The sequence below is a fragment of the Halorussus ruber genome (assembly GCF_004765785.1).
In the GTDB taxonomy this organism is placed as follows: Archaea; Halobacteriota; Halobacteria; order Halobacteriales; family Haladaptataceae; genus Halorussus; species Halorussus ruber.
Window position 1 is genome coordinate 498026 of the sequence record NZ_SBIT01000001.1, and the last position, 12378, is coordinate 510403.

General features: G+C 66.8%; 11 protein-coding genes and 1 pseudogene. 7 read left to right on the plus strand and 5 right to left on the minus strand.

The window, feature by feature from the left end:
- Window positions 1-200 precede the first annotated feature (200 nt).
- The 3 genes from EPL01_RS07040 (at window position 201) to EPL01_RS07050 (ending at window position 4283) form a co-directional block, all read left to right on the plus strand.
- Window positions 201-1469 (plus strand): Single-stranded DNA binding protein, encoded by a 1269-nt coding sequence (locus EPL01_RS07040; RefSeq protein ID WP_135824534.1) that lies wholly within the window; start codon window positions 201-203, stop codon window positions 1467-1469.
- A 76-nt stretch (window positions 1470-1545) separates the two neighbouring features.
- On the plus strand, window positions 1546-3519 hold the full coding sequence (locus EPL01_RS07045) for a hypothetical protein (protein WP_135824535.1): 1974 nt from the start codon (window positions 1546-1548) through the stop codon (window positions 3517-3519).
- Window positions 3519-4283, plus strand: coding sequence for a metallophosphoesterase (locus EPL01_RS07050; protein ID WP_135824536.1), 765 nt, complete (start codon window positions 3519-3521; stop codon window positions 4281-4283). Before EPL01_RS07045 ends, EPL01_RS07050 begins: the two co-directional genes overlap by 1 nt.
- A gap of 1 nt (window position 4284) precedes the next feature.
- Here the strand turns inward: EPL01_RS07050 and EPL01_RS07055 are convergent, their stop codons facing one another.
- From EPL01_RS07055 to EPL01_RS07065, 3 genes are all read right to left on the minus strand, one after another.
- Window positions 4285-5010 (minus strand): hypothetical protein, encoded by a 726-nt coding sequence (locus tag EPL01_RS07055; RefSeq protein ID WP_135824537.1) that lies wholly within the window; start codon window positions 5008-5010, stop codon window positions 4285-4287.
- A gap of 116 nt (window positions 5011-5126) precedes the next feature.
- Complete coding sequence (locus EPL01_RS07060) at window positions 5127-5600, minus strand: DUF6141 family protein (RefSeq protein ID WP_135824538.1); 474 nt, start codon at window positions 5598-5600, stop codon at window positions 5127-5129.
- 60 nt (window positions 5601-5660) lie between these two features.
- On the minus strand, window positions 5661-6026 hold the full coding sequence (locus tag EPL01_RS07065) for a group I truncated hemoglobin (RefSeq protein ID WP_135824539.1): 366 nt from the start codon (window positions 6024-6026) through the stop codon (window positions 5661-5663).
- 267 nt (window positions 6027-6293) lie between these two features.
- Here EPL01_RS07065 and EPL01_RS07070 point away from each other — a divergent pair, with 267 nt between their 5' ends.
- The 4 genes from EPL01_RS07070 to EPL01_RS07085 all read left to right on the plus strand — a co-directional run bounded on the left by EPL01_RS07070 (window position 6294) and on the right by EPL01_RS07085 (window position 11277).
- A complete protein-coding gene (locus tag EPL01_RS07070) occupies window positions 6294-6755 on the plus strand; it encodes a hypothetical protein (protein ID WP_135824540.1) in 462 nt (153 codons plus the stop codon).
- A 137-nt stretch (window positions 6756-6892) separates the two neighbouring features.
- On the plus strand, window positions 6893-9763 hold the full coding sequence (locus tag EPL01_RS07075; RefSeq protein ID WP_135824541.1) for a DEAD/DEAH box helicase: 2871 nt from the start codon (window positions 6893-6895) through the stop codon (window positions 9761-9763).
- Between the two features lie 331 nt (window positions 9764-10094).
- A complete protein-coding gene (locus tag EPL01_RS07080) occupies window positions 10095-10406 on the plus strand; it encodes a hypothetical protein (protein ID WP_135824542.1) in 312 nt (103 codons plus the stop codon).
- Between the two features lie 76 nt (window positions 10407-10482).
- A complete protein-coding gene (locus EPL01_RS07085; protein ID WP_135824543.1) occupies window positions 10483-11277 on the plus strand; it encodes a YihY/virulence factor BrkB family protein in 795 nt (264 codons plus the stop codon).
- On the opposite strand, the gene EPL01_RS07090 is transcribed toward EPL01_RS07085, so the two are convergent.
- Together EPL01_RS07090 and EPL01_RS07095 are read right to left on the minus strand one after the other, a co-directional pair.
- Window positions 11278-12207, minus strand: coding sequence for a hypothetical protein (locus EPL01_RS07090; RefSeq protein ID WP_135824544.1), 930 nt, complete (start codon window positions 12205-12207; stop codon window positions 11278-11280). It lies immediately after the preceding gene.
- Window positions 12208-12259: 52 nt separating this feature from the next.
- Window positions 12260-12378: pseudogene (locus EPL01_RS07095) on the minus strand (IS6 family transposase); the annotation flags it as partial.

Genomic DNA, 12378 nt, shown 5'->3' on the forward strand with positions numbered 1-12378 from the left:
ATATCCTGCTCAGCGACCGCGACCGGGCGGGGGCTTCAAGAAGACACCACGATGTCCGATTCTGCGGTTTACCTTCGTACTTACACCGGAATTCCTTCGGTGACTCAGAACGATACCCATCCCGACCACACCCCCGAATCCACCTGTCAGATTCGCCCCCGTGACGAACACTTTTAATCCATCCGGGCCAAATCCGAGTGATGAGTCTCGACGACCATGCCGAGGAGCTCGCCTCCGACCTCGGCGTAGACAAGGAGGAGGTCAAGGCGGACCTCGAGAACTTAGTGGAGTACAGCGTTCCAGTCGAGGAGGCCAAACAGAGCCTCCGGCGAAAGTACGGCGACAGCGGCGGCGGGTCGAGCGGACCCTCCAAAGTGGACATCGCCGACGTGACCACCGAGGACAGCAGCGTCACCGTCACCGGAAAAGTGCTGACGGTGGGCAAGCGCTCGATTCGGTATCAGGGCAACGAGCAGGTCATCCACGAGGGCGAAATCGCCGACGAGTCCGGGAAAATCTCCTACACCGCGTGGGAGGACTTCGGCCTCTCGGCGGGCGACACCATCACGGCGGGCAACGCTGGCGTCCGGGAGTGGGAGGGCGACCCCGAGTTGAACCTCGGCGAGAGTACCAACGTCGCCTTCGAGGAGGACATCGAGGTGTCCTATCCGGCCGGTGGCGATTCGGACCTCGAAGCCCTCGAACCCGGCGACCGAGGCATCAACCTCGAAGTCGAAGTGGTCGAGGTCGAGACCAAGACCATCGACGGCCGGGACGGCGAGACCGAAATCAAGAGCGGCGTCCTCGCCGACGAGTCGGCCCGCCTCCCGTTCACCGACTGGGAGGCCCGGCCCGAAGTCGCCGAGGGCGCGGCGATGCGACTCGAAGACGTCTACGTCCGAGAGTTCCGGGGCGTCCCCTCGGTCAACCTCTCGGAGTTCACTTCGGTCGCGCCCCTCGACCGCGAGTTGGCCATCAGCGACACCGGCACGCGGATGACCGTCAGCGAGGCGGTCGGCACCGGCGGGGCCTACGACGTGGAAATCGTCGGCAACATCGTGGCGGTCCGAGACGGCTCGGGCCTCATCGAGCGGTGCCCCGAGTGCGGCCGGGTCATCCAGAACGGCCAGTGTCGGAGCCACGGCGGCGTGGACGGCCAAGACGACCTGCGCGTGAAGGCAATCCTCGACGACGGGACCGGGACCGTGACCGCGATTCTGGACGACGAGCGCACCGCCGAGGTCTACGGCGGCGACGTGGACGACGCCAAGGCCCAAGCCCGCGACGCGATGGACAAGGAAGTCGTCGCCGACACGATTCGAGAGCGAATCGTCGGCCACGAGTACCGCGTCCGGGGCAACCTCTCGGTGGACGACTACGGCGCGAACCTCGAAGTCTCGGAGTTCGAGGTGTCTTCCGACCCGCCCGCCGAGCGCGCTGAATCGCTCCTCGCGGAGGTGGCAGAATGAGTTCCGGAAGACGTTCCTGCTCGCTCCGCTCGCAGGCGTGCGACTTCCGACCTCACACTCACCGGGGGTGGTTCGCATGAGCGCGAACGGAAACGGAGACGACTCCAGGTCCGACCAAGGCGGCGCGGGCCGCCGCGAGGTCGCGTGGCGACTCTTCGCCGCGGAGTACGACGACGCCGACTTCGACTATTCGGAGAGCGACGAGGAGCGCGCGCCGAACTACGTGGTCACGCCGACCGGCGCGCGGGTCAATCGCCTGTTCGTGGTCGGGGTCCTGACCGAGGTCGAGCAGGTCAGCGACGACGTGCTTCGGGGCCGCGTGGTGGACCCGACCGGCGCGTTCGTCCTCTACGCGGGCCAGTACCAACCCGACGAGATGGCCTTCCTCGAAAACGCCACCCCGCCCGCGTTCGTCGCGGTGACGGGCAAGGCCCGGACCTTCCAACCGGAGGATTCCGACCGCGTGTTCACCTCCATCCGGCCCGAGTCCATCAACGAGGTGGACGCCGAGACGCGGGACCGCTGGGTGGTCCAGACCGCCGAGCAGACCCTCTCGCGGGTCTCGACGTTCGCCGACGCCATCGACTCGGGCGAGACCGGCGACGCGCTCCGGACGGCCTTGGAGGCCAACGGCGTGGACGCCGGACTCTCCTCGGGCATCCCGCTGGCGCTCGACCACTACGGCACGACCGAGGCCTACCTCGCGGAGGTCTGGGACCTCGCCATCGACTCGGCCCGCGTCGTCGCGGGCGAAATCACCGCCGACGACGTCGGACCGCTCGAACTCGCGCCCGGCGAGGGCGGCGACGAAGTGGCCGTGGACCTCGATTACTCGCTGACCGGCGAGAGCGAGGCGGGCGAGATTTCGGAGTTGGAGACCGGCGGAGCGTCCGAGACGGGGGTCGAAGCCGAGCCCGCCCAAAGCACACAAGAGACGGCCGAAGGAACGGAAGACGTTGCTGAAGAAACGGGAGAGCTGTCCGAAAGCACGGAAGACGTTTCCGAAACGGCTGGTGCCGACCTCGGCGAAGCGCCCGGGTCCGGTGCCGAATCGGAGCCTGAGACCGGACCGGAACCCGAGACGACCGCCGGTTCGGCCGATTCGCCCGAATCGGCCGAACCGACCGACTCCGGTCTCGGTGACGCCCCGACCAGCACCGTGGAGGGCGGCGAGACCGACCAGACCGAGGCGACTCCGGAAACCGAGGACGCTACCGAAACGGAAGTCACCGAAACGGAAGCCGAGACCCCCGAGGTCGAGGACGCAGAAGACGCGGCCGAACTACAGGACGAAATCGGCGACGAGGAGCCGCCGACCGTCGAATCCGAGCAGGAGACCTCGACCGACGAGTCGTTCGCGCCCGAGACCGACGGCGAGGACGACGGCCCCGACATCGGCACCGCTGGTGCGGGCGACGAGATGTACGAGTTCGACCAAGCGGAGCGCGAAGAGGTCGAAGAGGAGTACGGCCTCGAATTCTCCTCCGGCTCCGAGGTCGGCGAACCCGGCGACGCGGACATCGACGTGCCCGAACCCGACGAAGGCGCGGAAGGCGAGGGTCCCGCGGAATCGACGCCCGAGCGCGAGGCCGAACTGGCCGACGCGGAACCCGAACCCGACGAGGCCGCCGAACCGACCGCCGAGGAGGTCGATACCGACCAACTCCAGGATGTCGAATCGGCGACCGGCGGCACCGAGGACGTGGTGAACTCCGCCGACGAGGCACCCGCGGGAAGCGGGTCGGCCGCCGGAGAAGCGCCCGGCGCGTCCATCGCCGAAGACGAAGGTGGCGAGCCTGAAGCGAGCGAAGAGACCGGAGAACCCGAGGACGACGAATCGGGCGGCGAAGTGCCCGAGAACCTCGAAGAGACCGTGATGGAGACGATGCGCGAGCTGAACGAGGGCGACGGCGTCGGGCGCGAGACCCTGCTGGCCGCGGTGGTCAACGACTACGACGTGACGCCCGCCGACGTCGAGGACGCGCTCGAATCCGCGCTGATGTCCGGCCGGTGCTACGAGTCGGGCGAGGACACCCTCAAGCCCATCTGATGGCGCTCGTGGAGCCGGTTCCGGGCGAGCCAGCCGCAGTCGCGGACCTCGCAGACCGGACGCTGGTGGTCGCGGACTTCCACGCGGGCATCGAGCAGGCGCTCCGCTCGGAGGGCGTCTCGCTCGACAGCCGCGCCGAACAGCGCCGCCAGCGTCTCCTCTCGCTGGTCGCCGAGACCGGCGCGGAGCGCGCGATTTTCCTCGGCGACTTGATGCACGCCATCGGCGACCCCGGCGGGGCCGAGCGCGGCGAAATCGAGGTCCTGCTGGAAGCCCTCGGCGACCGCGGCGTCTCGGCCACCTTGGTCAAGGGCAACCACGACGGCGCAATCGAGTCGTGGGCCGACCTCGAAGTCACCGACGGCTCGGGCGTCCGACTCGGCGACGTGGGGTTCGCTCACGGTCACACGTGGCCCGCGCCGGAGGTACTCGACAGCGAGGTGGTCTGCGTCGGCCACGAGCATCCCGCGGTCCGTCTGGAGGACGAAGTCGGCGGGAGTCGCGTCGAGCGCGTCTGGCTCCGGGGGTCCCTTTCCGGGGACGCCTTCGCCGAGCGCGCAGCGAGTAGCGGAGAGGGCGGAGGGAACTCAGTCCGGCCCGGCGCGGAGCTAATCGTCTTCCCGGCGTTCAACGAGCTGGTGGGCGCGACGTGGGTCAACGTCGAGGGACAGGAGTTTCTGGCCCCGTTCCTGCCCGAGGCGCTGGCCGACGGGCAGGCGTATCTCCTCGACGGCGCGCGGTTGGGAGCCTACTCGGAAGTCTGAGTCAGTCGGTCGAGTTGGACGCGCCGGACCGAGCGGACGGCCCGGACCCGGCGGACTCGATTTCGGTCGAGAGCCGTCGGCGGTACGCCAGATGCGAGAGGCCGACCGCCAGCAGGAAGACCGAGAGTCCGACCGCGAACACCGCGAGGAGCGTGGTGCCGATTTTTACCCCGAACAGCCGCGGCGGGGTCGCCCAGTAGGACAGCAACACCGCCCACGAGCCGAGGTAGACCCCTCCGAAGATGATGATTCGCGCGCCGTTGGCCACCGAGAGCCACCCGAAGGTGCCCCACTGGTTTCGCGCGAGGCCGAACGCTCCGCCGCGCCGGACCTCGTACTGGAAGGGCGACCCGCGCTCGGCCAGGTCGCGTTCGAGTTCCACGAGGTGGCGCGCGACCGCGAGAATCTCGTTGTAGCTTCGGACCGTGTCCACGAACAGGACGCCGAAGACGATGGGCACCAGCGCCAGCAGGTGGAAGCTGCTCTGGACCATCGCGGACCCGACGACGCCGCCGACCACCGCGATGCCGCGGGTGGCCCGGACGTTCGCCACCCGAATCCGGACGCGAACCTCGGCGCGCAGGTTCTCGTAGAGCGTCAGCAGTTTCTCCTCGCGGGGGACCGCGGCGTCTCCATCGCTTTCGGGGTCATCCGACCGCTGGCGACGGCCGGTCGTGCGCCGGGAGTCGGCGGGGCCGGACCCCGGCGGACGTTGGCTCTCGTTCACTATTGTTTTCAGTACAGTCCTAAGAAAATATTCTTTCGGACGCTACGAAAATGGCCGCCTTCACTCAAATCGTCCGCTCAGACTGTCCGCTCAGACTGTCCGCTTAGACCGTCTGCTCAAATCGTCCGCTCGGTCGCCGCTTGGACCGCCGCGACGAGTTCGTCCGGACGGTCCGACCCCACGAACACCGACTTGCCGTCGGCGCGCTCGATGCGCACGCCGCTCTTGCCGCTCACGGTATAGGCGATGCCCTGCGGACTCCAGCGGATGCCCCACCCGCCGTAGCGCATCGGGCTGTAGCCGGTCTCCTGCACGTCGGCGAGGTCCGAGAACGGGATGTGCTTGGCCGAGCGGTGGAAGGGCGAGAACCGGACGTAGAGGCCGTCCTCGCGGACCTCGGTTTCGAGCGTGGCGACTCGGAGCAGGAGGGCGGCGGCCCCGAGCGCGCCGAGTCGGGTTATCGTCTCGCGGGCCGACCGCTTGCCGCGCGCGAGGTTCACGACGTCGGCGACCGCGCCGAGTCCGAGGAGTCCCCAGAGCCACGGCTGGTCGAACTCTTGGGTCTCTCGGAAGTGGACTTTCGTCTCCATAGTATCGACTCCGCGGTCTGCGGACAAAAGCCTTCTCGCAAAAACGCGGATGGATTACGGCTACCGGCAGAGGACGTCGTCTTCCAGCGCCGCGACCTCCGACATGATGGCCTCGATGTCACCGTCGGGCACGTCGAACTCCCGAAGCGCGGCTTCGAGGTGGGTCGCAATCGCCGCGAAGTGTTGCGGTTCGATACCCATGCCCTCGTGGGCCTCGCGCATGTCCTCGCCGTCGTACTCGACCGGTCCGCCAGCGACCGCACTCAGAAACTGGGTCTGGTGGGCGCGTTGGGCCGCCATGTCCACGTCCTCGAAGAAGTGCGCGACCGTGTCGTCGGCCAGCACTCGCTCGTAGAACTCGTCTACGACGTTCGAAATCTGTTCCTTTCCGCCTAACCGATGGTAGAGGGATTCTCCTGCAGACATTCGTGATTCCCGTTGTTACTTCGATTATCGCCGCGTCGCCGACTTCGGCGTCGGTCGCAACTCGATTCCCGGTCGTCCCGGACCGGCGTCGCCTAAATTTGGGTGCGTCACGAGGGAATAGCTTCTGCCGAACACGTTCGGGAGGGCCGAATTACGTGGACGCTGTCGGCAATTTTCGGAGCTCTCACACGACTGTGATTGTTATAAACAGGCATGGAATCGCAGAGTCGTGACAAAAATTATATCAGGTGCTTTCGTAGCCGAATCATGGAAACTGCTGGTTCCCGCCATCCCTTCGGATTCTCTCCTTCGAAAAAGTGGTCGCTGTACGCGGGCGTCTACGCGTTTCTCTGTAGCATCGTCACGTTACGAGAACTGTCTCCGATAAGTGACACGCTGGTCACGGTACTGCCTGCCCCCATCGGCTCCTCGGGGTTCGCACTAGCCGCCCCGGTCCCGTTTCTCGGAGCCATCGTCTGGTGGGTGGTCGTCGAGCGACGAGAAACGTACACGTACCTGTTCGGGGGCATCGTCGGGCTGCTGACGGCGCTCGCCGCGGTCCTCCTCTGGACGCTCGTGCTGGCTATCGTCTGGGGACCGAAAGTGCTTGGAGCGGGCGGAGTACTCCTGGCCATTTCGGCCACTCTCGCGGTGGCCCTGCCGGTCGCGTTCGTCTCGGGACTCCCGCTGATGTACGCTCGGCGTCGGCTGGACCCCGGCCTCGACTGACGTACCTCGGTCTCGACTGACGTACCTCGGTCTCGACTGACGCGACTCGGCCTCGACTGATGAACCCCGGTCCCCGACCGACGTCTCAGTTTCCGCAGGCAACGCGCTTATCACCCTCTAACAGCTAAAAACGACCGATGAGTGACCGACGGGCCGCCGGTTCTGCGGCCTTCGCGCAACTCGGCGAGGAGGTCCGGTCAGCGCTCTCCGAGCGCGGATTCTCGACGCCCACCGAGCCACAGCGCCGAGCCATCCCGCCGCTCTCGCGGGGCGACCACGCGCTGGTCATCGCGCCGACCGGGACCGGAAAGACCGAGACCGCGATGCTCCCCGTCTTCGACGCGATTGCCCAGAATCAGACGGAGGACGGGCCTCGATTCGGCATCTCCGCCCTCTACGTCACGCCCCTCCGGGCGCTGAACCGCGACATGCGCCAGCGACTGGAGTGGTGGGGCGAGGAGCTGAATTTGGACGTGGACGTGCGCCACGGCGACACTACCGACTACCAGCGCCAGAAGCAGGCCAACGACCCGCCCGACGTGCTGGTGACGACGCCCGAGACCCTGCAAGCGATGCTGACCGGGTCGAAACTCCGAACAGCCCTCGAAGACGTGCACCACGTCGTCGTGGACGAGGTCCACGAACTCGCCAGCGCCAAGCGGGGCGCACAGTTGACCATCGGATTGGAGCGCCTGCGCGAGTTGGCTGGCGACTTCCAGCGAATCGGCCTCTCCGCGACGGTCGGCGACCCCGAGGAGGTCGGGCGGTTCCTCGTCGGCGACCCGGCCGAGCGCGACGACCCCGAAATCGTGGAGGTAGACGTGGGGAGCAAGGTCGAGTTCGAGGTCCGCGAACCCGAGATTACCGACGAGGACAGCCAACTCGCGGGGAAACTCGTGACCGACGAGTCGGTCGCCAGCCACGTCCGGACGATTCTTGACGTGGTTGAGGACCACGACTCGACCCTGATTTTCGTCAACACGCGCCAGACCGCCGAGGCCCTCGGCTCGCGCTTCAAGGAACTGGACGCCAACATCGGCGTCCACCACGGCTCCTTATCCAAGGAGGCCCGAATCGACGTGGAGGACCGATTCAAGGCGGGCGAGTTGGACGCCCTGCTCTGTACCTCCTCGATGGAGTTGGGCATCGACGTGGGCCGAATCGACCACGTGGTCCAGTATTCGAGTCCCCGGGAGGTCGCCCGCCTCCTCCAGCGCGTCGGCCGCGCTGGCCACCGCTCCGAGGAGATTTCTCACGGCACCATCGTCACCAAGCACCCCGACGACACGCTCGAAGCCCTCGCCATCGCCCGCCGAGCCAAGGACGGCGAGGTCGAGGACGCCGAGATTCACGACGGGAGTCTGGACACCGTGGCGAACCAAATCGTCGGCCTCGTGATGGACTTCGGGGACCTCTCGGCGATGCGGGCCTACGACATCGTGACCCGCGCGTACCCCTTCCGTGACCTGACCGAAGACGAGTTCAAGGAGGTCGTCCGCGAGCTGAAGAGCAACAGGCTGGTGTGGCTCGACGAGCAGGACGACCGCCTCGAGAAGTCCAGCCAGACGTGGCAGTACTTCTACGCCAACCTCTCGATGATTCCCGACGAGCAGAAGTACACCGTCGAGGACATCGCCTCCGGGTCGCAGGTCGGCACGCTGGACGAGCGATTCGTCGTCAACTTCGCCCAACCCGGCGAGGTGTTCGTCCAGCGCGGCGAGATGTGGCGGATTACGGAGGTGGACGACGACGACGAGGCGGTCAAGGTCTCACCCATCGAGGACCCCGGCGGCGAGATTCCCTCGTGGGTCGGCGAGGAGATTCCGGTTCCGTACGACGTGGCCCAGGAGGTCGGCGAGATGCGCGCCGTCGCCGGACCCCAGTTCGAGCGCGGCGCGCCCCGAGAGGGCGTCGCTCGGGAGTTCACGAACCGCTACCCGACGAATCAGCACACCGCCAGCGAGGCCCTCTCGCAACTCGACCGCCACGCCGAATCGGGCGACCCGCTCCCCACGGCCGACCGAATCGTGGTCGAACACGCCGCCAACACCGTCGTCCTCAATTCGTGCTTCGGCCACAAGGTCAACGAGACGCTCGGCCGGGTCCTCTCGTCGATGGTCGGCCAGCGCACCGGGTCGTCGGTCGGCCTCGACGTGGACCCCTACCGAATCGAGTTGGACGTGCCCGCGAAAGTCAACGGGCAGGAGGTCGCCGAGGTCCTGCGAACCACCGACCCCGGCCACGTCGAGGCCATCATCGAGTTGAGCCTCAAACACTCCGATTCGCTCAAGTTCAAGCTCTCGCAGGTCGCCGCCAAATTCGGCGCGCTCCGGAGTTGGCAGGGCGCGAGCGGGACCTCGGGACCGGGAATGAGTCGCCTGATGGCCGCCTTGGAGGACACCCCGATGTACGACGAGGCGGTCCGCGAGGTCTTCCACGACGACCTCGCGGTCGAGGAGGCCAGCGAGGTCCTCCGGCGAATCCGCGAGGGCGAAATCGAAGTCGTGACGACCGGCGGGCGCACCCCGGTCGGCACCGGCGGGCGCTCGTCTGGCCGGGAACTCCTCGCGCCGGAGAACGCCGACGCCAGCGTCATCCAGACCGTCAAGGACCGGATTCGGGACGACGAGGTCATCCTGTTCTGTCTCCACTGCGAGGAGTGGAAGCGAAAGAAGCCGGTCCGGCGCGTCCGCGACCAACCCGAGTGCCCCGAGTGCAACTCGACTCGCATCGCCGCCCTGAACCCGTGGGCCGACGAGGTGGTCAAGGCGGTCCGCGCGCCCGAGAAGGACGACGAGCAGGAGAAGATGACCCGCCGCGCCCACAAGGCCGCCAGTCTGGTCCAGAGCCACGGCAAGCGGGCCGTCGTCGCGCTGGCGGCCCGCGGCGTCGGCCCCCGAAACGCGGCCCGCATCATCGCCAAACTCCGCGAGGACGAAGACGAGTTCTATCGGGACATTCTGGAGCAGGAGCGCCAGTACGCCCGGACGCAGTCGTTCTGGGACTGACGTAACCCTCCCTTTCCCCGCGATAATCCCCGTTTCTCGGACGTAATCTCTATTCGGCCGGGGTAGACCGCCACGACGTCCGTGAACGGCCGGTTCGCTATAAGACCGAACGCGATGGCGTTCGACCATGGCGAAAAAACGACGACGCACGAACCGACGACGCGGGAAACGACGGCACACCGCGGCGACGTGACCTGCTCAAGGCCGGTGGCGCGGTCGGTCTCCTCGGACTCACCGGACTCACGATGAACGGCGCGTCGGCCCAAGAGACGACGACAGCGCAGGAGACGACGACGCAGGCCGGGGGCATGACGGAAACCGAGGCCGAGGCATGACCGAGACCACGACGGAAGGCGCGATGCAGGACCAGACAACGACAGCGATGGACGAGACAACGACAGAGATGAGTGAAACAAGGACAGAGGTGGGCGAAACGACGACGATAGCCGACGGCGTCACCGAACTCCAAATCGGCGACTGGTACCGCGTCGCCTCGGCCGAGGGCTGCGACGGACTCAACCGACTCGACATCGAGGTCACCGAACCGCCCGAGACGACGCCGACCCCGAGCGGAAACGAGACGACGACCGTCGGCGGCGGCCAGACGACCACCCCCGGGACGAACGAGACCACGACCCAGTAGGCTCTCTCTACCGCCTCGATTCCCGCGATTCCGGCCGTACCGCCTTTAGGCGTGGGTGCCGTGGAACGGGACACTCGTGGCAACCTCGCAGAGTCGCGTCAAGCGGGTGGTGAACGTCGCGCGGGACCGCAACGTCACGTTCCTCGCGGCCAGCGTCGCCTACTACGCGTTCGTCTCGCTGATTCCGCTGGCGTTGCTCACCATCGTCGTCGGAAGCATCGTCGGCGGACAGGCGTTCGCGGAATTTCTCGTCCAGCAGGTAGCGAGTTCGCTGTCGGCCTCGGGCGAGCGGGTCCTTCAGGAGGCGCTGACCAGCTCGACCGGTCGGACCGGCGCGGGCGTCGTCGGATTCGTCACGGTCGGGTGGAGCGCGCTCAAACTGTTCCGCGGCCTCGACATCGCGTTCTCGGAGGCCTACGGCACCGAGAAGGACCCCTCGCTGGTCGAGCAAATCGTGGACGGGGCGGTGACAATCGCCCTCGTCGTCGTCGCCGTCGCGCTGATGGTCGCAATCGGCTACGCGCTGCGGACGCCCTCGGTGGCCCCGAACATTCCGCTTCCCAACCTCGTCGGGAATCTGGCGCTCGTCGCGGGTCTCGCAGTCGCGTTCCTCCCGCTGTACTACGTCCTCCCGCCGGTCGAGATGTCGGTCCGAGAGGCGATTCCCGGCGCGGCCTTCGCGGCGGTCGGGTGGGTCGTCCTCCAAGTCCTGTTCCAGTTCTACCTCGCCAACGCCGGGCGGTATCAGGCCTACGGGGCCATCGGCGCTGTTTTGCTCCTGCTGACGTGGCTCTACTTCGCTGGCGCAATCGTCCTCCTCGGTGCGGTCGTGAACTCGGTGCTGGGCGGTCGAATCCAGTTGACCGACTAGCTAATTCTCCTTCGACCCGCGGTCGGCCCGCGCGACTTCGGTCGTCTCGTCCATGCTCTCGTGGACGACGACCACCGTGTCTGGCAAGTCGTAGTCGAACCCAATCGTCGCCTCGTAGGGGATTTGGCCGACGCACTGGACGCCCATCTCCCCGTCGTCGCCCTCGGTCGCCCGGACCCGGACCGTCAGCGCGCCGGTCTCGGCGTCGTACCCCGCGTCGGCGAGTTCGAGGTCTCGGTTCGGCGTCGAGGTCCGCACCGTGCCGTCGACGCGGACCGACTCGGCGTCGAACGCGACCGACGCGCCGTTCTCCTCGCCGCAGGTTCCCTGCCCGACCGAGAGGTCGGCGCTTGCGACTTCCGAGGAGGGACATCCCATCGCCGTGGACATCGACATGGTTTCGACGCGACCGTCGGGCATGACGCCCACGTCGGTCCCGGTCGTGTTGCAGTCGAAGGAGGTCCGCTCGACGCCGAAGGTGGTCGAGGTTCCGTCGGCGAGGCCGACCGCGATTCCGTAGTCGGCGGGTTCGTTCAGCGTGACTGTGAGGTAGGCGTCGGCCGCGAACTCGACGGTCCGGTCGACCAGAATCGTCGCGCCGCGCGAGACTTGGAGGTCGATTTCGCGGGCCTCGTCGGCGGCGTTCCAGACCCGGAGGCCGCGGGGCTTGTTGTTCTCGGGGAAGGCGACCTCGTCGCGGCTTCCGACCGAGATGGTCCGGAAGGGTTCGTCCTCCTCGGACCGGACGCCCGAGAATCGGCGCTCGGAGTCGGTGGTCGAGTCGTCCGTCGTCGAGTGGGTCGTCCCGTCGGTCTGCTTTCCGTCGCTGTCGGCGGGTTCGGTATCGCTCCCGGCGCTTCCGAGGCATCCGGCAAGCCCCGCGAGCGTCGCCAGTCCACCGCTCCGCTGGAGGAACGCGCGTCGGTTCATATCCATTCGTTTTATTTCCACTTCAAAGGTCTTTCTGTAAGCTCCATCGTGTTTAGTTAGTGGAATTGTGCCAGACGGCGAACGCTTGCAACCATGTTTCAGCAGTTGCTGGTTCGACATGGCTAAAACAGTTACTGAACGATGAGGTTCGTCGTTTTACCTCGCGGAAGA